The sequence below is a fragment of the Bradyrhizobium sp. USDA 376 genome, from assembly GCF_054063675.1.
Map to the genome: position 1 here is coordinate 61,399 of NZ_JBSSGN010000002.1, position 17,638 is coordinate 79,036.

19 protein-coding genes and 2 pseudogenes are annotated in these 17,638 nt (G+C 59.1%); 11 read left to right on the forward strand and 10 right to left on the reverse strand.

The genetic code is table 11. From position 1 onward, the window contains the following. Positions 1–41 precede the first annotated feature (41 nt). Positions 42–1,370 (forward strand): tyrosine-type recombinase/integrase, encoded by a 1,329-nt coding sequence (locus tag ACVJ19_RS43760; protein ID WP_453955349.1) that lies wholly within the window; start codon positions 42–44, stop codon positions 1,368–1,370. A 160-nt stretch (positions 1,371–1,530) separates the two neighbouring features. Here ACVJ19_RS43760 and ACVJ19_RS43765 read toward each other — a convergent pair whose 3' ends face one another. Both ACVJ19_RS43765 and ACVJ19_RS43770 read right to left on the reverse strand, forming a co-directional pair. Next, positions 1,531–1,803, reverse strand: a complete 273-nt coding sequence (locus ACVJ19_RS43765) for a DUF3551 domain-containing protein (RefSeq protein WP_453955348.1) — start codon at positions 1,801–1,803, stop codon at positions 1,531–1,533. 218 nt (positions 1,804–2,021) lie between these two features. Next, the gene (locus ACVJ19_RS43770; protein WP_453955347.1) at positions 2,022–2,279 is read right to left on the reverse strand and encodes a hypothetical protein; all 258 of its coding nucleotides are present in this window, start codon (positions 2,277–2,279) and stop codon (positions 2,022–2,024) included. Positions 2,280–2,800: 521 nt separating this feature from the next. Here ACVJ19_RS43770 and ACVJ19_RS43775 point away from each other — a divergent pair. The 3 genes from ACVJ19_RS43775 to ACVJ19_RS43785 are packed head-to-tail and all read left to right on the forward strand — an operon-like array spanning position 2,801 to position 4,713. Continuing rightward, entirely contained in the window at positions 2,801–3,208 is a 408-nt protein-coding gene (locus ACVJ19_RS43775; protein WP_453955346.1) for a hypothetical protein, read from the forward strand. Between the two features lie 45 nt (positions 3,209–3,253). Further along, positions 3,254–3,643, forward strand: a complete 390-nt coding sequence (locus ACVJ19_RS43780) for a hypothetical protein (protein ID WP_453955345.1) — start codon at positions 3,254–3,256, stop codon at positions 3,641–3,643. 17 nt (positions 3,644–3,660) lie between these two features. Then, a complete protein-coding gene (locus ACVJ19_RS43785; RefSeq protein ID WP_453955344.1) occupies positions 3,661–4,713 on the forward strand; it encodes a hypothetical protein in 1,053 nt (350 codons plus the stop codon). A 4-nt stretch (positions 4,714–4,717) separates the two neighbouring features. On the opposite strand, the gene ACVJ19_RS43790 is transcribed toward ACVJ19_RS43785, so the two are convergent. Further along, a complete protein-coding gene (locus tag ACVJ19_RS43790) occupies positions 4,718–5,278 on the reverse strand; it encodes a hypothetical protein (RefSeq protein ID WP_453955343.1) in 561 nt (186 codons plus the stop codon). Positions 5,279–5,558: 280 nt separating this feature from the next. Between ACVJ19_RS43790 and ACVJ19_RS43795 the strand changes: the two genes are divergently transcribed. After that, positions 5,559–6,089 (forward strand): hypothetical protein, encoded by a 531-nt coding sequence (locus ACVJ19_RS43795; protein WP_453955342.1) that lies wholly within the window; start codon positions 5,559–5,561, stop codon positions 6,087–6,089. 12 nt (positions 6,090–6,101) lie between these two features. Next, the gene (locus tag ACVJ19_RS43800; protein ID WP_453955341.1) at positions 6,102–6,713 is read left to right on the forward strand and encodes a hypothetical protein; all 612 of its coding nucleotides are present in this window, start codon (positions 6,102–6,104) and stop codon (positions 6,711–6,713) included. A gap of 3 nt (positions 6,714–6,716) precedes the next feature. Here ACVJ19_RS43800 and ACVJ19_RS43805 read toward each other — a convergent pair whose 3' ends face one another. Next, positions 6,717–7,208: a DUF4760 domain-containing protein gene (locus tag ACVJ19_RS43805; protein ID WP_453955340.1), complete on the reverse strand. Its 492-nt coding sequence runs from the start codon at positions 7,206–7,208 to the stop codon at positions 6,717–6,719. Between the two features lie 435 nt (positions 7,209–7,643). Between ACVJ19_RS43805 and ACVJ19_RS43810 the strand changes: the two genes are divergently transcribed. Further along, positions 7,644–8,717: a ParB/RepB/Spo0J family partition protein gene (locus ACVJ19_RS43810; protein WP_453955339.1), complete on the forward strand. Its 1,074-nt coding sequence runs from the start codon at positions 7,644–7,646 to the stop codon at positions 8,715–8,717. A gap of 40 nt (positions 8,718–8,757) precedes the next feature. Here the strand turns inward: ACVJ19_RS43810 and ACVJ19_RS43815 are convergent, their stop codons facing one another. From ACVJ19_RS43815 to ACVJ19_RS43825, 3 genes and pseudogenes are all read right to left on the reverse strand, one after another. Next, complete coding sequence (locus ACVJ19_RS43815; RefSeq protein ID WP_453955338.1) at positions 8,758–9,180, reverse strand: hypothetical protein; 423 nt, start codon at positions 9,178–9,180, stop codon at positions 8,758–8,760. A 251-nt stretch (positions 9,181–9,431) separates the two neighbouring features. Further along, positions 9,432–10,358, reverse strand: coding sequence for a hypothetical protein (locus ACVJ19_RS43820; RefSeq protein WP_453955337.1), 927 nt, complete (start codon positions 10,356–10,358; stop codon positions 9,432–9,434). 302 nt (positions 10,359–10,660) lie between these two features. Beyond that, positions 10,661–10,849: pseudogene (locus ACVJ19_RS43825) on the reverse strand (nodulation factor fucose acetyltransferase NolL); the annotation flags it as partial. Positions 10,850–10,957: 108 nt separating this feature from the next. Here ACVJ19_RS43825 and ACVJ19_RS43830 point away from each other — a divergent pair. The 3 genes and pseudogenes from ACVJ19_RS43830 to tnpB form a co-directional block, all read left to right on the forward strand. Then, a pseudogene (locus ACVJ19_RS43830) lies at positions 10,958–11,371 on the forward strand (IS21 family transposase); the annotation flags it as partial. Between the two features lie 75 nt (positions 11,372–11,446). Then, positions 11,447–11,845, forward strand: a complete 399-nt coding sequence (locus ACVJ19_RS43835; RefSeq protein WP_026193420.1) for a transposase — start codon at positions 11,447–11,449, stop codon at positions 11,843–11,845. Next, positions 11,842–12,150, forward strand: a complete 309-nt coding sequence (gene tnpB / locus ACVJ19_RS43840; protein WP_060907863.1) for an IS66 family insertion sequence element accessory protein TnpB — start codon at positions 11,842–11,844, stop codon at positions 12,148–12,150. Before ACVJ19_RS43835 ends, tnpB begins: the two co-directional genes overlap by 4 nt. 466 nt (positions 12,151–12,616) lie before the next feature. Here the strand turns inward: tnpB and ACVJ19_RS43845 are convergent, their stop codons facing one another. Together ACVJ19_RS43845 and ACVJ19_RS43850 are read right to left on the reverse strand one after the other, a co-directional pair. Then, a complete protein-coding gene (locus ACVJ19_RS43845) occupies positions 12,617–13,885 on the reverse strand; it encodes an IS256 family transposase (RefSeq protein WP_038952271.1) in 1,269 nt (422 codons plus the stop codon). Positions 13,886–13,980: 95 nt separating this feature from the next. Further along, entirely contained in the window at positions 13,981–15,633 is a 1,653-nt protein-coding gene (locus ACVJ19_RS43850) for a recombinase family protein (RefSeq protein WP_453955336.1), read from the reverse strand. A gap of 469 nt (positions 15,634–16,102) precedes the next feature. Here ACVJ19_RS43850 and ACVJ19_RS43855 point away from each other — a divergent pair, with 469 nt between their 5' ends. After that, positions 16,103–16,531: a transposase domain-containing protein gene (locus ACVJ19_RS43855; protein WP_453955335.1), complete on the forward strand. Its 429-nt coding sequence runs from the start codon at positions 16,103–16,105 to the stop codon at positions 16,529–16,531. Positions 16,532–16,822: 291 nt separating this feature from the next. Here ACVJ19_RS43855 and ACVJ19_RS43860 read toward each other — a convergent pair whose 3' ends face one another. After that, positions 16,823–17,398: a tyrosine-type recombinase/integrase gene (locus ACVJ19_RS43860; RefSeq protein WP_183232268.1), complete on the reverse strand. Its 576-nt coding sequence runs from the start codon at positions 17,396–17,398 to the stop codon at positions 16,823–16,825. Between the last annotated feature and the right edge of the window lie 240 nt (positions 17,399–17,638).

Here is a 17,638-nt window from a genome sequence, read left to right on the forward strand (position 1 = left end):
CCAAGCGCGCGCGCAACGGCAGCAGCATTCTCACCGACCGCATGTGCCAGAAGCGCGTCACCGAGCGGGACAAGATTTACGACCGCAAGTGCCCCGGTCTCTACGTCAGCATCATCCCCGCTGGCGTCGCGACCTTCAGTTTCAAGTTCACCGACCCGACCACCGGCAAGCAGCGGTGCAAATGGCTTGGCATCTATAGCCCCGAGACCTTCACGGTCGAGAATGCCCGCACCGCCGTCTACGCCCTAAAAACCCGGATCGGCAACGGCGAGAACGTCGCCGAGACGCAGCGCCAGCAGAAGGCGCAGCGGGCCACGCGCGGCAGGACCGTAGATGAGATCATCAAGGAGCGCATCGCGTGGATGAAAACCGCCGTCCTCAAGGCGGACGGGGAAAAGCGGCCCCGGATCGAAAGCTGGGAAAACGTTGCGCGCCATCTGCGTAACTTCCTCTGCCCTCGGCTGGGCAAAAAGCTCGCCAGCGAAGTCACCAAGCACGACATTGCGACGCTCTCGAACGATATCGTTGCAGGCAAGATCGGCGTTCCTTCGGTAGCCAATGCCCGCCATATGCGCCGCGCGGCCTCGGGCCTGTTCAATTGGGCGTGCGAAGCTGGCCGCGACTATGTGACCGCCAGCCCTTGCGTCAACCTACCGAAGCTCGACGAGGAGCATCCGCGCGACCGCGTGCTGACCGAGGACGAGATCAGGACGCTTTGGCACGGTCTCGACCGCGAGGACTTGCCGTGGGACCGCAAGACACGGCTCGCGATCAAGTTCGCATTGATCACGATGCTACGTTCGGGGGAGATGCTGCCGATCCACCGCGACGAACTAAATGCCGAGAACGGCACCGTCGATATCCCGGCGGCGCGCGTCAAGAAACGGCGCGTGATCAATCAGCCGTTATCCGACCTTGCGCTGGAAATCATCAAGGCGGCGATAGGCAATTACGAATACGCCTTTGTGGGTCGCTTTGGCGACGCACCGCTATCCCGCCAAGCGATGTCAGGTGCGCTGACCGGAACCAAGGCAACGAAGAAGGGGAAGCGTGTTACGCGCACGCCGGGCATCTGCGAACTGCTCGGGCTCGCGCCGTTTACGCCGCATGATTTGCGGCGGACGGCGGCGACGATGTGCGGTGAGCTTGGTCTGTCGGAGGCCGGTATCTCGCTCTGCCTCGACCATCAGGCGAGCAAGGACGAAAACGGCAAGCCGCTGCCATCGGTCACCCGCAAGGTCTACAACCTCGCCACCCGCATCCGGGTAACAAAGAAACGCGAGGTGCTAGATGCGTGGGCTGTCAAGCTTCGGCGGATCATCGGCGACCCTGTCGGCCAAGCAAATACCAAACTACGGCTTGTCGCCTGACCTTTCCCATCGCCCCGCCGGATCGGCCCGCCCCATCGGCGGGCCTTTTTCGTCGAGAGCCCGGCCCGCCCAAGGGCCTATTCGGAGGGCCCTCGGCCCGACGACGGCGAAGCAAACGCCCGGCTGCGGCTGGTCGCCTAAAGCCCCGCCCCTTCCGCTCTCACCAATTCAAGCTTTGGTGTCGCTGATTGGCACGCCGTGACGCCTTCTTGTTTGTGTGCGCGTAATACGGGTTGGCGAAGCACTGGGCTCCACGACCCGATGCCGACGCCTGACACTGAGCCAAAGTACCATAGCCACACCCAATGGAAGTGCCGTCTATGGTGGCTACCTGCACGCAAACGGGATAACGCGGATCGTAGGTCTGAGCCTGTACTGCGGAGGGGGCCGCCATCATTCCCATCACGAGGATTATCCCGATCAGTGCGCGCATTTCAGCCTCCGTCCGCTTTTAACGCCATCCCCGGAAGTTGGCGCGGATTGATAGCGCGGCCCGGTCATTCGTTTACGTGTGCGGCCCGGCCCAACTCCCCGACGCTCGCCGCTACGTAGCGGCGGGTAAGCGCCCATCCCCGCGCCCCGGCCCGCCCATGCGCTTACCCGGAGGCCCCGGCCCGATGCCCCGCCGCCCGGCGCGCGCACCAGCGGGCTTTACCCGAGCGATAATCGGCCCGATCCGGCTTCAAGGTCCGCCTCGGTCATCGTCAATTCCGTGAGGCTCAATTTCCGCCCGCCTCGGGGGTTGCTGCCCCGCGCCGCTAGCCGCTGCCGGGCATGGGCCTCCGAAAACAGGATCAGAAACTGCGCCTTTTCGGCCTTGGAAAGCGCCCGCCAATTCGCCCACGCCAGTTCTAATCGGTTGATCATCATGCCCTCGTGGCGGATCGCCGGGGTGGCCGTGGCCGTCACGCGCGCGGCCCCTCATCGCCTTGGCATATAGGCGGCATCAGCCGGGCACAAAACGGCGAAACCGAAAATGGAAATATCCAGATGGCTCGGGGTCCCGCGTTCCCGCGTAATGTTTTCGACCCCATAGTACCTTGGAAAGCGTTCGGGACGGGCATCGCCGCCGGTCGAAGTGCGGCCCAGCCCACGGAGATCACCAAAAGTCAGAGACAAGCACGGGCAATTGCGCCTATACCTGTGGTAGTAATGGGAGGGGGCATATTATGTCGTGGAGTTGGGCAGTATTCTTCGTAAGCTTGGTCGTCTGTTCAGTCGTTGTGATGTTCGCGCGCGGTGCAATGAATAGCTCGAATGTCGCGCAATACGGCGCTAGGGGCGACTATCGAAGCGAGCCGGGTGCGGCAATAGTCGGGTCAATTCTCGCGGGGGCAGTGTTTGCTGCAATCATTACGGTGATCATCGGCGCATTCGGCTGAGGTATAACGCGACCTCGATGGCCGTAACGGCGTAACGTAACGCGGATCATGCAAACACCCTTGTCCTATCAATGGCCGATGTTCGCTTTGCACACGGCGGGCACCACCCGGCTCACGGTTTGCGTCGGTCAATACGCCTTGAAGTTTGGTCGATGGCGGAGTGGTGGCGATGCCAATCAACGGGAGTGGATCGAGTGGGTCCGCGCGACCCCTGATAGGCGCTTGATGCTCTGCCCGATACTTTGGGCAGCGCCGTTCGGGGTTCTCAACATCATGCGGCGCGCCGTCCCGCTGACGCGGCAGCAACAGCTAGCCCTGCTCGATAGTGATGGTTTCCCTGATTGGGATTACATGCCGGGCGGCCCCGGCGAGCCATTCGAGTACAAGGAAAGCGACTGGGGATATCTCGACGGGCGGCTTGTGGCGCTGGACTACGCTGGTGCGAGTGACGATTAAGATGAAAACGGCGACAGCGGGACGTGTCCAGACGGGGGGTGCAAAATGAACTGGGGGCGTGGGCTATTCCGGTTGTGGCTGATATTTGGCGTTCTTTGGGCCGCAGTCTGGATCGCGATTTTCGTTTTGGATCATCGCTTACTCGAAGCGAATAGGGCCTTCGAAATTGAAGGTCGCTTTAAAGAGAAATACGAGGTCGTAGCGCCGGCGACCGTAACTGAGACCGAGGTCGTCGCTTTCGCACAGCGAAACCAGCGGGCCGATTGTTCCGAGAGCAAGACGGGGCCTTGGTGCAGCTATCCGGTCAAACTGCAAATGCAGAGAAAGGCGATCAATCCGATTGCCATCTATCTGGCCCTTGGCGTCCCGGCAGGGATGCTCTTGATCGGGGGCGCGCTCTATTGGGCGCTATCGGGCTTCCGCCGAACCACGTAAGGACAAATTCTCAAGCCATGAGCTATTGCTCCGACAACCAGTTCCCAACGGATACGCGTCTCGCCGACATCCGCGATTTTTTATTACTACTCGGCTACAGAAAGTTGAGCGGTTGGGTCACCTTTGAAGATGTCAGCTTTGAAAGCTATGGGTGGCACGACACCGAAGATCACAAGTCATGGTCGGGAGTTGAACTATCTATTAACAACAAGGGCGGTCGCCTCTCGGTCTCTACTCGTACGCCCGTAAGTCGTAGCTATTACGATTTGGAGCAACAAAATCGTACCATCTCCGCCCTTCGCAAGAGATTTGGAGGCACCTTTCGAACCGACGCGGGTAATGGCCGATACCAGCGGGCAGAATTCGGTCCACCGCCTCCAGCGGCATCCGGCTGCCATTTGGCATTCTCACGTTTCGGAAGCAACTTGATCAGGGCATCTCATTACGCGCAATCCCTCGTCTTCCCCCATCATCCTCCTCGGAAATCCGACGATATAATCGTGCAGCTTGGAATGCATCCGCAAACCCTGTCCGGCAATATGCTGATGTCATTTTCCGTTTCTATCGTCGAAGACTATCTAAAATCGTGCTTTATCGCCCTCCTAAGATACTCGCCCCAGAAGGAACAATTTCTGCGCGGGGCGCGCCTCAATGGCGATCAGCTAAACCGAATATCCAATCGTGAATACAGCGTCGAGCAGGCGGTCGCTGAAACATTCTCGTTTCAGCGCATATCAACTGCGTGCAAGAACTTCCAAAGCCTCGACAGAAAACTTGACCTTGCCAGTGTGCTTCGGAAGCCTTTCCGTCGAAGGCGAAAAACGCTCTACGATACACTGGAAGAACTCGTGGATAAGCGAAATGAGTTTGTTCACCGAGCGATTTTAGACTTGGGCCTGACCGATGATGTAGTGCGCGAAGCGCTATATGATTTGGAGGTCGCCATGACGCGGGTTCAGCGGGCAATAGTGAACCGGTATAATTGGCCGTATGAAAAAACGTGGCATGTAGGTCGGCCTTCAAAGGCGACACGGCCGAAAGCGGCCAGCGGCACGACCGACCAATTGTAAGATTTCATTTTCTAGGCCGCTTCCGTCCCTTTACTTCTGCGATGATCTTGCCGCTGGTCGGATGAACGTATGTATGCATTTCCGTCACTTGATCTTGGATGGCGTCATCCAGAATGCGCTCGAAATCGTGCTTTGCAATCGCCAGCAAGCGATGATCTCGCTTGTGATACGAATTCACTAAAAATTCAATCACGCGGTTTCGATCATCCAAAACGTGTATGAAGATATAACTATGCATGATCTCGCTCATCAGGTCGAACGCGCTCATTGTGACCGTTTCTGATTTTGTCATGTCGTAGTCATCGGCGTCACTTCCCGAGAACCTCGAAACGCGATCAGAGAGTGGCCGCAAGGGGCGAAAGGCTTCGCAGTGGATCGAGCGGTCACGCACTGCATCAGTCAGCTTTCGATTTTCCATCATCTTCCGCAAGACAAACGCAGATAAGAATACCGCGCGTTCGAGATAGAACCTTGCTCTCTTGGTCTTGGCATTTTTAGACCATTTTCGGAGCAGGACGAGATGCCGATTTAATTCCATTTTCCATGGATAACTTTCAAAAATCATTCCCATTTTCCATCGCTACAAACTTGCCGGAAAGCTCACATAATCCTGGATAGGTACCATGGTCTCAGAAAAACTCCGCACCCGCCGCCCGGAATTGTGCTCCTGTGGCGCAAGCGCGAGCTAGCCGACGCAATCAGCGGGCCCGTGCGCGATCCTGCCGGGCGATTAGCTGGGCGAAGTACCGAAGATAGGCAAACGTCCGGCAGCGATACCAGCTACACGCCGTGGCTTGACGATGGCCCCAATCCGTATATAGCCCGAAGCGTTGGGGGGCGTGGAAGTGCAGAGCATCACAAGCGAAACTTTCGCCATGCTTGTCATGGGAGCGTGGCTCGCGCTCGGGGCCAAGCTGTTACTTAATCGATACAGCAAACAAGCGGAAAAGAAGCGGAAAGCAGAACGGCGGGCCCTGTTCGAGGCCCGCCGCGATGAGCGCGACGACAAGCGGCCAACAATGCTTGAGGCTCTGGAGAGCGAACTAGATGCGTATCGCAGCATCGCAGTCCGGGGCGATGATGAGGCGCAAAGAAACAATGCGCTGTATGCGCGCATCGTCATGGAGGATGATCTAGGCCGCTACGCCGAAGGTCCGAGGCCCTATGCTGATCTTGATCAGGCGCGCCGCGATATTCTTTTGGCCCATGCCCGCAAAGACGCTGCGGAGGCTCTTGCAACTAGCCGGACGCTGTTGCTGGAGGTTCGCAGGCTCACGAGCGCGCTAGACGAGATTAATCGCGTCCTGTTTTGGTTGTTCGCGGCCTATTTGCTTTGGGCTTGGTGGAAGTCAGGCTTCGCTCTTTGGTGGCAGTGAGGCGCGACGACCGTGCAAAAAGATATGACAGCCTATGGCAGGGCCGACTTGTTGCAGCAGCGACTGGGGCTTAGTCCATCGGTCGGCCAGAAAATCGCAGCGATCATTACATTTGCCGGAGCCATCGAGCATCATTTAGAACGTGCGCTGTGGAAGGTCCGCAGCATCGATCCAAAGGGGATCAAGCCTGACACCGATGCAAAAATGATCTCTGATTTGATCGCCATGCTGGAGAAATTCGCAACCGGCCTAACCATTGGAGACGAGCGGAAGTTGCTTGAGGGATGGTGTGCGGCGGCGCGCTCAGGGTTTGTTATCAGGCACAATATCGCGCATGGTGTCCCGGTAAATCTTGGCGAGGCTCTCGGCTATTTGCGGAACACGAGATGGCATGGTGAGATACGTAAACGCGGGTTCGGCGACTTCTGGGCGGAGGAAAACACGCTCGATCTCGTGAGAGAGGCGATGGCCGTTCTCCTGCGTATCGTCGTTCAACTGTCAAAAGAAGATGTCTCGCTGAAAGAGATTGCGAGCCCGCTAGCCCTCAAGGCACTTGGAACGGCACGTTCGGTCCTCGGGGAATTCGCCAGTCAGGATTACAATCCAAGCTTCGAAAAATACTAGGCGTTAAGCCGCAGCCGCCTTGCGCGCAACCCATTCAGCATTGAGTTTTCGAAGGTCGGCATAAGTGTACTTATTTTTAGGCCTTGTTTCTAGAAAATCGAGCACCGGCTTTGCTTCGTTGAAGTTACTTGTCAGCGTGTCGCCCCAATACGAGTAGCAGACGTCCGGATCGAGGACCTTCTCTTTGATGCCGACCGCGACCAGTTCGTGAACATTAAGGTACTTCCGGATCGACAGATATTCGTCACGTGTTGTTGCTGAGGTGCAGAAAGCTGCTGCATTAGGCGCGTTACCCATCGCAATCACGCCCTTATGGAAATTGTCGTAGGCAGTCAGCATCTTTTCGTCGGTCTCAGTCTTTAGAAATATATCAAATGCCGCGCGTTTTCTTGCGGTGGTGCGCTGAGAGTACATATTGACTAGCGCGATTATCCCGGCTGCCGACGCTATGCCCGCAGTTACCCATTGTGGCAACGATCCGTAGTCCATTTCCATCCCCCAGCGTTCCGAACGCTTATACCAAACCCAGAATGAGCGCATAGTAGCAATCAAGTTCATCGAATGGGTGAAGACACTCGGACGCTAACCCTTTTTTCATGCGAAGCGGCGACAGTCGCTCCCGGCCTTGCGTATCACGGGCCGCGTTTCTGGAAAGCCGTCGCGCCGATCTCAACCCGTCGCGACGGCTTTGCTTTCTTGCGGGTCGGCATCGTCCAATCGGCCCTCGCCGAAGACGTTGAGTAGCAAGCCAAAGGCTGCGCCAGTCGAGATCGCGGGCTGCCCCCGATGCTGGGACAAGGCAGATTAAAAATCGGAGCTATCATCAAGCTTATTCGCGCCGCACGGCTCGCGCGTCCGGAATGGTCATGTACCGTCTGGGGCAAACGCGGTCGCCAAGGATCGGGCCGCAGATGCAGTGGAGTGATGCCGATGATCGACGTCGCGATAAAGGACATCATCGTTCCCGAAGGCCGCCGCCCGCTTGACCCTGCGAAGGTCGCGGAGATCGCCGCATCGATCAAGGCTGTTGGGCTGCTCTCGCCAATTGGCGTTGACTTGAAATTTTACAGTGAAGTCCCAGAGGGCTTCACCTTAATGCCATATACGTTGGTCTGGGGCGCGCACCGGCTCGAAGCTTGCCATAGCCTCGGTTGGGAAAAGATCGCCGTGATTGACGTGAGCGCAATTTGCGAAGACGACGAAGACGCCACTATAAAGATGATGGAGATCGCCGAGAACCTGCACCGCGCCGAATTGACGACGCAACAGCGTAACGAGCATTTGGCCGAATGGGTGACGCTGCTCGAAAAGAGGCCGCCGCCTATATCGGACGCCGAGCAGCCGATATCCAGCAAACCGGGACGGAAGCCGTCGCGGGCCGTCGCCTCCGTCGCCAAGATATCCGGCCTGACCACGAAGACCGTCAAGGAGGCGATCAAGAGCACGAAGGTCTCACTCGCTGTCAAGGCCGCCGCCGACAATGCCGAGCTAACCCAAAAACAGCGGCTCGCCATCGCGCGCTTACCCGAAAACAAACAGATTGAAGCCGTCGCAAAACAGGCGGTGATCAACATCGCAGCCGACCGCGCCGAGCAGACCGCAGTGGCTAAGACGCCGAGCGCGGTCGAGGTGTCAGTTGCCGTTCTCGAAACCTACATGGGGACAAAGCCAAGCAATAACTCAGCCACGCTCTTCCGTGCGCTTGAAGACTTCAAACGTATGCGCGCGAAGATCGATATCGATGCCGATGTTGCAAGCCTTTCGGAGGAGGATCGTCAGACGCTGAACTCAGAAATCGATCTTGCCTATGATTGGCTCAGGCTCGTCGGGGCCGCCTCACCGACAAATAGGAACACTCGCTCCAAGCAACTCGTTGGAGAAGTTCTGCTACTCGTGAAGCAACTGACCGACAAGGAACGTAAGCAACTCAAAACACGACTGATGGAAAAATACCAATGGTTCCGCGCGGCACAATCGGGGGCGGCCCGTGTCGAGGGCGGCTGACGCGTGACCCGGCCCGATGCAGACGGGGCGGTCTTGCCCATCAAACTCGCGGGCGGGGCTGGCTAGCGGTTGCGTCACGGTTTACGGAGAGCTCGGCGGTGGCGTCCCGGCGCTTGCGCTGCCGGTACTTGGCTTGTCGATCGGCGGCGGGGGATCGGCGGGCCGATGTCGGGGTCGCCAGTTTTTCAGGCTCGATGATTTCGGACGCCGGAAGCCGCCGCTCTTGAGAAGGGGAGCAGCATTCCGGCAGCGCTAGATCAATCAGGTCGGAAACGAAGTCGGCAAGATTTCGCCGGGCGATATAGATCGTGTCCGGCGGGTTGCCCAACGCGTCTTGTTGCCGCAAGGTTACGTTGCCTTCGTCGTCGATCTCGACTGAGATTTCATCCTGCGTAACAGCCAGGAGCAGAACGTCGGACTTGCAGTCGTCGGGTGAAGCGGTCATGAAGATGTCGTCGGTCATTTGGTTTGGTCGCCTTTTGGTCGGAGACATTGCCCGCGTCCCGGTTGCTGCCGGAACGCGGGTTTTTATTTTGCGGCTCTGCATTCCTTGACGCGCCGGGAGGATTGTGCTTTCCGTTATCGGACGAACCGCCTTCGCCCTCGGCCATGCTGCGCGCCGGTTAGTTGGTTGGCGGTGGCGACGAGGTGCATAACGTCTCGCCCCACCGCCCCGCGCGCGCCCGGCCCATGTGCTGGCGCGCGCATCCGTGTTTATCTGGGCGCGCCAACATACTTTGTGACGTGCGATCCACTGTCAGAAGGCAGCGGCGTCTTTGCGATGACGAGATCAAGGCCGAGCAGTGCGCGCACATCGCAATCCTCGCGATGGCTAACGGCCATGCCCCGGCTTTGCGCGGTCCAGACAGCCAATGCCTCGGCTCGCTCCGTCGCCAAATAATCGGCGGCGATTGTCGCGAGCGCTTTCGCCCGCTCGACCTCAGACATGGAGGCACCATTATCGCTGACCTCATCAGTTTCGGCTGAGAGCCGCGCTATCATGCCGGGCATGTCCCACCACGCCATAAAATTCCGAACGTCAGTTAGGTGGCCGAAGGCAATCGCGCCCGGACCCGCGTTGTGGACATCGAACCGGTGCATCGTGAGCGGCCAACTGATCGGCGCTCCATGTTCGATGCTGCTCACCGCATTCGGCTTCCCTAGCTCGGCCCATTCCTCAACCTCGACGACCATGGCAGTCTTGCGAGCAGCGCTTGGAAAACAAGCGCTATCCACGCGGTGGCGCTCAGCCGCCAATTCCCGAAGGCGGAGGCGGCGATCCTCGATAGCGGCGAGGATATCGGCACCTTCCTTCAACTCCGGCAATTTGCCGTCGTACTGCACCACCGCCGTGCCGCCCGGCCTGCCGGACCTAAGCCACGCATCGCAAGCACCGGCAAGCCGCAGCAGGGTTTGGTTCTTTGCACCGCGAATTTCCCCGACTTCAAGTTTCCGGCTCAACTCTGCGGAAATTTTATCGAGCCTTGCTTGCTCGGTGCGGACCTGAAAATCGTCGTCAGGCAAATTTTGACCGCCGTCACTCCGCGCTTTTTGCAGGTCCCGAATACGGCTTTCAATTTGCCTTTTCTTATTTTGAAGCTCCTGCACGTCCGAATAATTCGACCGAGCCAGCAAGCTCAATTCTTCGCTTTCTTCCCGAATTCACAGGGAAGAGGCCCTCGTCGAGACAAGATTTACATGGATCTGTCCTAATTGACTCAACTCACCGGCCTTGAGCAGGAGGAGTGCGTCCTCTTCGGGAAAGTGGCCTGACCGCGCCGGACGCTGCTCTGACCCTCGTGTTCACTGAAAAGGTGTCCTTGTCAGTTCCTCCTGGCATGTCTTTCCATGCGTTCAACGATGGATCCTCTCGTCTGCGCATCTATCGTTCGTACTTCGGACGTTCGGATCGAACAGCGGGACCCTCATGAGAACCTCTCCGGTTCTGCGTACTTTATCGAATCCGTGAGGCGAAATACCGTCCCCTGAATCAAGTACAGCACCAGCGTGCTCTGTCCTATTTCCATGGCGATAAAGCGGACCACTCGATTTGAGCGACCAAATCTCCAGCATTGCAAGAAGAGCTCAATCATGATCGCTGAGGCTGCCGCAGAGCCAAAAAGCATCAGAAGCCCCCGTGGGTCGGTCAAAATCCCCCGGGTATGGTCACTTGAAACTCCCCCACCTGATGATCGCCGTCAGCGCCGCTGAACAGCAGTAGCCGGTCAGGCAGGACGTTTATGTTCGACCCCTTTAGCCAGCAAGGGGCCGGGGAGTTGAACGTCTTGAAGCGACATCTGCAAAGCACCGTACTTACATTACTTGATCGCAACACCAGCCAGCGCGAGATTCACCGGCTGACGGGTGTCGATCGCAAGACGATCCGGCGTTATCAGGCGCTGCGGGCCGGTGCGGAGGCAAATTCCCCCGGGGAAGTGACCACCGGCTCGGTGAGCGCGGACGGCCAAATTCCTCCACCCCGACCACCGGCTTTTGGGACATCGGAAGCGACGGTCACCAGCAGCCTGGCCCGTTCGGCTTGCGAAGCGCATCGGACGTGGATCGAAGAACAGGTCCGGCTGAAGCGGAACGCGCAGGCGATTTACCAGGACCTGGTTGATCAATTTGGCTGTAAGCGGAGCTTTTCTCCCATTTGATTGACTGGTTTCGCTTCGGCTTTCGCTCTGCGATCCTTGGCTTGTCAGAGAGCCGAGAGGAGACTGAAGGCGATGGAACAATCGGGGGAGGAAGCCGAAGCTGATGGCTTTGTGGGGAAGCTTACGCGCCGGACGCGTTCTGGAGGCCGGTTATGGTCTGCGGAGATCAAGGGGCGCGCTGTTTTCGAGAGCATGAAGCCCGACGCCCGGGTATGTGATGTCGCACGGCGTTATGGTGTGAAGGCCCAGCAGTTGACGAGGTGGCGCAGATTGGCGCGTGCTGGCCGGCTCGCATTGGTCACGGACGACGCGGCGGATTTCGTGTCGATCGAGCTGAGCGATCCAGTGGCGTCAGGCAAGAGCGAGGGGCCCGTCGAGATTACGATTGGCAAGGTTTCGGTCCGCCTGGATGCGGACGTGTCGGCGGTGCGGATCGCGGAGATCGTGACTGCGATCGAGCGCGGCGCATGATCATTCCGGCGCAGGGACTGCGGATTGTGCTTGCTGTGCGTCCTGTTGACTTCCGGTGCGGGCACGACGCGCTGGCCGGTCTTGTGCAAAACACGCTTGGGCTCGATCCGCATTCGGGCCTGATCGTGGTTTTTCGTTCGAAGCGCGCCGACCGGCTGAAGATTTTGCTATGGGACGGCACGGGCCTCGTTTTGGTCTACAAGCGCCTTGGCCGCGATGGTCGTTTCGAGTGGCCGCAGATCAGCGACGGCGTCATGCATCTGACGCGCGTGCAGTTCGAAGCGCTGTTCGATCACCCATGTTGATGCCCCTCCTTGTTAGGCTGACAGATTCTTAGATCAAGTTGCGCGATGACGTGGTTTCGAAGGTCTCCGATGGCGTGAAGAACGGATGGTGTATTCGGGAAGAGATAGGCGCCGCTGGGCTGGCGATCAATTAGCAAACGCTTGGTTCGGATCTGAACATAGAGCCAGTTTACTGGAATCTCGAGCCTTCGGGCCAGTTCGGGCGGGCTGAGGTATGAGTCGTCATGCTCCCATCGGCTGCGCTGGGCAGTTACCTTGATGGCGGCGGCACGACGGAGCCGCCCAACGGTGATAGGCAGCACCTTATCGGCGCAACGGGGAGAGCGGTGACCTTCCCGAGTAAGGATTGTGGCGATCTTGTCGTCTGGGACGCCGTCGCGAGCGAGCGTCAGAAGGCGTTCCCGCATCTCTGTGCCTCGCGTCAATCTGGTGAGAGCTATGGCTGATTTTGGGTGACGCGGCCTGATCAGGCGGCGTGGCTTTCAGTGTTCGGAATGACTTCGATTCCGTCGATGAACTTTACACCGGCGATGACTTTCGGCAACTGGTTCGTGCTCTTCAATCGCCGCCAGGTCTTCGATGCGGCGTCGATGAGCTTGAACACCATCAGCTTCGCAGTTTGTTGCGACAGCGATCCCTTGGTCCGCACCGTTCGGTGGCGCACCGTGGCGAAGACGCTCTCGATCGGGTTCGAGCTGCGTAGGTGGATCCAGTGCTCAGCAGGGAAGTCGAAGAAGGCGAGCAGCGCATGGCGATCCTTGATCAGGCACTCCACCGCACGTCCGTATTTGACGTGGTATTTCTCGACGAAGACGTCGATCGCGGTTTCAGCTTCGGCCCGGTGTGGGGCCAGATAGATGTTCCGCAGGTCGTTCTTCATGGGGCCCTGCACGGATTTGGCGACCTTGTCGAGTACGTTGCTCACTTTATGGCACCAGCATCGTTGGTGCCGCGTGCCGGGAAAGGCCTCGTCCAGTGCCTTCCAGAAGCCGAGGGCGCCGTCGCCGATGGCGAGTTGCGGGGCAATCCGTAACCCGCGTTGCCGCAGGTCGATCAGGAGTTCGCGCCAGCTCTGCGCGCTCTCGCGCACGCCGACCTGGAAGCCGATCAGCTCCTTCTTGCCTTCCGGCGTGGTGCCAATCAGCACCAGCATGCATTCGCTGTGATCTTCCATGCGGGCCTGCAGGTACACGCCATCGGCCCAGATGTAGACATAGCGACGCGCCGACAGATCGCGTCTCTGCCAGCGTTCGTACTCGACCTGCCAATCGGCCTTCAGGCCGGCGATCACCGAAGGCGACAGGTTCGGCGCATCCTTGCCGAGCAGCGCCGAGAGCGCCTCCTGGAAGTCGCCGGTCGAGATGCCGCGCAAATAGAGGACCGGGATCAAGGCATCCAGGCTCTTCGTCCGCCGCGCCCATAGCGGCAGGATTGCCGAACTGAAGCGGAGGCGGTCGCCTGGCCCGCTCGCTCCGCGGTCGCGGACCTTGGGACGAGCGACCTCCACCGGACCGATGCCGGTCGCAATCTCGCGCACCGGACCGTGCCCATGTCGGACCAGGCGCGCTCGACCGTCGGGCAGCGTCAGATTGGCCGTGCTGGCCAGAAACGCGCCAACCTCGATCTCGATCGCCCTGGCAAGCAGGTCCCGCGCGCCGGCACGAACGATATCGGTCAGTGGATCATCAACCGCGGACGGCTGACGGAAAGCAAGAACATTGGTAGTCTCGGTCATGGCGTATCGCTCTCCTCGAGAGGTTCTGGCAGGCTCGTCACCCGCCTCGATACGCCGCCTTCCTCACACCGTCATCACCCAGATTCCGCCATAGCTCATCTGGTGACGGAGTTGACGCTCATCTTCACTTCGAGCTCCGTCACGGCGCCTCCCCGCCAGACGATCCTAGCCAGGGCCAAGTCGCGCTCACCGCGGTCGAGAACGACCTTTTCGATGAGACATCGCAACAACGCCTTGCGATGCGCATCCGAGATAGTCTCGTCACCCCATATCTGCGGGAGGCGGCCGGTGAGGCTGATGACCTTGTCGTTGAGCTCCTTGCTTATGGCCACTTGTGTGATGGCTTTGGGCGGCGTCTGTCGGGCAAGCGCCTCTTCGGCGGCGCGCACGTCGTTTAGCGCCGCTTCCCATCGACGCTCGAGTTCCGAGGCGACCAACCGATTATCTGGATCAGCTCGGTTGAACTGCCGTTCGGCGAGCGCCGCCGTGTATCGCTTGCGCTCGAGCTCTCGTTCTGCACTGGAGCGTAGCGCATTGTTCGTCTGCTGCTGCACCCGGCGGGAGCGCGACAAGGCATCGAGTTCGGCCGGCGCTAGTGCGGTTAGGAATGCGTCGCCAACGGCTGCATCGATATGGGCGGCGCGGATGTGTTGGCAGGTTGGCTGACCTTCCTGGGTACGCAGGTGATTGCATACATATTCGCCGCCGCCCTTGTAGCGGACGTACATCTTATGGCCACATCGTGCGCACCAGGCAATGCCGTGGAGCAGGAGCTCGCCATTGCGAGGCGCGCCGCGGGTTTTGATGCGCATGTATTCGGCTCGGTTATCTCTGATGACGGATCGGATTTTTTCATAAATTGGCCAGTCGATATAGGCTGGATATCGATCTTTAACGACGATCCGCCACTCCTCCATCGGCCGCGGAGCCTTTTGTGGCAGGGCCCCCTCCCGCTTCGGCGGCCGGAAGCGGGTTCGTCCATAGACAAAGGCGCCCGCGTATGCGGGGTTCTTCAAGATCGCCGCGACGGCAGCCAGCGTCGCGCGCGTCCAGCACAAATCGCCATATCGATCACGACGCGGCAGTTCCAGGTCACGCTCGTTCAACGCTCGCATGACCTTGGCAACGCTGCGCAGCTGCAGGAATAACTGGAAGACGAGACCGAGCCGCCCTTGCACGGCCATGTCGGGATCCTTAACGACCACACCGCTCGGGTCCCGCATCAGCCCGATTGGCAGCATAACCGCAAGTTCGCCGCGTTCGGCTTTGGCCAGCAGGCCGGCGGTCAGCCGGCTGCGGATCGTATGTAGCTCAAGCTCGGAGATCGAACCCTTCAGCCCGAGAAGCAACCGTCCGTTGGGAGTGCCCGGATCATAGACACCATCGCGGTCGGCGATCAGGCAGCCACGTAGACCACAGATATCCAGGAGCGGATACCAGTCGGTACAATTACGCGCCAAGCGGGTCACGTCGATCGACAGGATGAGTCCCACTTCACTCAGGCCAACACGGCCAACGAGTTCCTTGAAGCCGTTACGCTGTGCTATAGACGCGCCGCTCAACCCGAGATCGGCATCAATCACGTCGATGGCCGCCTCACGCCATCCGAGTTCGCGGGCGCGCTGGCGAAGCGCGTATTGAAGGCGCAGGCTCTCCTGATTGCTTACGACCTGATGGGGCGTCGACTGCCGGATGTAGACTACGGCTTTGCGCGCCAAGTGGCTTGGTGTGACCAGCTCGGACTTCATGAGGGATCTCCGCCAAAATTGCGGCGACGTCTTCGACGATCTGGCGTCGGAGCGCGGGCGTCAGCGTCGACCAAAGATCGGCTGGATCCATGCTCATGTGCGTCGGGACAATCCGCTGTCGATAAAAGCTCGAGTAGAGCCTCCATACTCAGCTTAATCTGATTTGCCTCTTGCTCATAATATTCGATTGCGGTTGCTTGAATCAGAAGACTGCTTCCTGCGCGATACTCAACTTCATACGAAGCGGGAATGCCTCGGCCTCGCTGACCGATCTTCCTAATCACTCGATATGAGCGCCCCCACAAAGGATGGTGGGGGTCCCGAACCTCGACCACCTCCGGAAATGATTCGTCAGACTCACTATCAGGAAGCGAGTGGGCGAACGGATTGTCGCGACGCCAGCTGCGGCGAACTGACTCAGACCCGCCAACCTGTTTCGCGCGGGGCTTTGGGATGATAGCTTGCGGATGTGCCGCCGTCCCCCATTGATCCCGCCCGTCTTGCAGCGCTGCCCGCCGATTTGCGCGCGCTCTTCCGCGCGCAGGAAGCGATGATTGAAGCCGAGCGTCGTCGCGCAGACGATGAATGCTCGGCGCGCCTTCATGTCGAGAGTGAACTGGCTGCGTCCAAAGAGAGCGTCGAACGCCTCGAACTGCTCGTGAAGGAGTACGAGCGCGCACGTTTCGGTAAACGCTCGGAGAAGTTCAATCCCGATCAGATGCAACTGGTTCTCGAGGACATCGAGATTGCCATCGCCGAAGTCCAGGAACGCCAGGACGGCACCGGCGGATGTAGCGGGGGTGGCTGCACGTGCGCCGAGTCTTGTCGTAGCGGCAGCTCTCGTAGGTCCAATAAGTGTCTAACAGGGGGCAAGCGGGATCACGCACCATTTGGCTGATCTCATGCCAGGTGATGCCGCCATGGGCGTGAAGATAAGACGCGGCCACCCTGTCCGAAATCCCCTGGAAGCTGAAGGTCTCCACCATCCAGTCAAATAGCGGCGGTGTCCTTCGAGCGCGCACGATCTGATGGAGGTCCGGATCTGGTGAGCTGACGCTGATCTGAGGCGCCAACGAGGGCAGGCCAGTGCCATTGCGGCAAATGGCGCCGATCAAGCTGGCCGCGGATCTGACCCCCGCTCCGGTGGGGCGGCGGGGTTGCGCCGGCACTGCCAATGATAGGGACTTCGCTAAATCAAAGATACCAGCCTCCTCTGGGCGTCGCTGTCGCCATCAATATACCGCTCGGTCGTTTGGATCGAACGGTGGCCGGCCAGGAGCTGGACATCCCTTAAGGAGCCGCCGGCCTTGTGAACGAGCCGTGCGGCTCGCGTAATGAAGGTTCGTCGTCCGGAATGAGAGGAGCAGCCGCTGAGGCCAATCGCTTGAAACGCGCGATTGAACCAGACCACGATGCTGAGTGGCGTCATCGGTCCGCCGCGTTCCGATCGCGCGATTGGTCCGTTTCCCGGAGATAGCTTTCGTAAGGCGATGAGTGCCTGTCGCAGATCCTGTTGGACCGGGATTCGGCGGCCGTGTCGCCTTTTTGCGACGCTGTCCCGTACCTCGATTGTCGCGCCGATCTCGCCTTCGGCGCCTTCAACCATATCCCATGTCAGCTTGGCAATCTCGGCGGCGCGCAAGCCTGCCTTCAGCGACAAGAGGACGATAACGCGATTTCTATCCGGGTGCCGGGTCGTGCCGGCGAAGAAGAGCAAGTCTCGCGCCGCTTGATCAGAAAGTATCTTGGCTTGCTTGCCTGCCATCTCGATCAAACCGAATGCCAGATTCTAGCCGTTCGGCCGATCGCTGCAACACAATAAATGCTTATCAGTTCGTTTGACGCGATGACCTTTCGGAAGAGATCAGCGCATCCGGATGAGGGGTGCTCGGCGACTGATGAGGCTTTGAGAGAAAGCTTATCAGTTCGCGTTCGGTCCGATGTTCGATCGGGCTGAAGAGAGACGGTCATGCTCGCCGAGGAGTATTAGCCTCGGCGATGGCGG

What these genes read in the sequence shown, in the direction of transcription:
- ACVJ19_RS43760 (WP_453955349.1), top strand. Translation starts at nt 42, where the DNA reads ATGTGCCAGAAGCGCGTCACCGAGCGGGACAAGATTTACGACCGCAAG.
- ACVJ19_RS43765 (WP_453955348.1), bottom strand. Translation starts at nt 1,803, where the DNA reads ATGCGCGCACTGATCGGGATAATCCTCGTGATGGGAATGATGGCGGCC.
- ACVJ19_RS43775 (WP_453955346.1), top strand. Translation starts at nt 2,801, where the DNA reads ATGCAAACACCCTTGTCCTATCAATGGCCGATGTTCGCTTTGCACACG.
- ACVJ19_RS43780 (WP_453955345.1), top strand. Translation starts at nt 3,254, where the DNA reads ATGAACTGGGGGCGTGGGCTATTCCGGTTGTGGCTGATATTTGGCGTT.
- ACVJ19_RS43785 (WP_453955344.1), top strand. Translation starts at nt 3,661, where the DNA reads ATGAGCTATTGCTCCGACAACCAGTTCCCAACGGATACGCGTCTCGCC.
- ACVJ19_RS43790 (WP_453955343.1), bottom strand. Translation starts at nt 5,278, where the DNA reads ATGATTTTTGAAAGTTATCCATGGAAAATGGAATTAAATCGGCATCTC.
- ACVJ19_RS43805 (WP_453955340.1), bottom strand. Translation starts at nt 7,208, where the DNA reads ATGGAAATGGACTACGGATCGTTGCCACAATGGGTAACTGCGGGCATA.
- ACVJ19_RS43810 (WP_453955339.1), top strand. Translation starts at nt 7,644, where the DNA reads ATGATCGACGTCGCGATAAAGGACATCATCGTTCCCGAAGGCCGCCGC.
- ACVJ19_RS43815 (WP_453955338.1), bottom strand. Translation starts at nt 9,180, where the DNA reads ATGACCGACGACATCTTCATGACCGCTTCACCCGACGACTGCAAGTCC.
- ACVJ19_RS43835 (WP_026193420.1), top strand. Translation starts at nt 11,447, where the DNA reads ATGGAACAATCGGGGGAGGAAGCCGAAGCTGATGGCTTTGTGGGGAAG.
- tnpB (WP_060907863.1), top strand. Translation starts at nt 11,842, where the DNA reads ATGATCATTCCGGCGCAGGGACTGCGGATTGTGCTTGCTGTGCGTCCT.
- ACVJ19_RS43845 (WP_038952271.1), bottom strand. Translation starts at nt 13,885, where the DNA reads ATGACCGAGACTACCAATGTTCTTGCTTTCCGTCAGCCGTCCGCGGTT.
- ACVJ19_RS43850 (WP_453955336.1), bottom strand. Translation starts at nt 15,633, where the DNA reads ATGAAGTCCGAGCTGGTCACACCAAGCCACTTGGCGCGCAAAGCCGTA.
- ACVJ19_RS43860 (WP_183232268.1), bottom strand. Translation starts at nt 17,398, where the DNA reads ATGGCAGGCAAGCAAGCCAAGATACTTTCTGATCAAGCGGCGCGAGAC.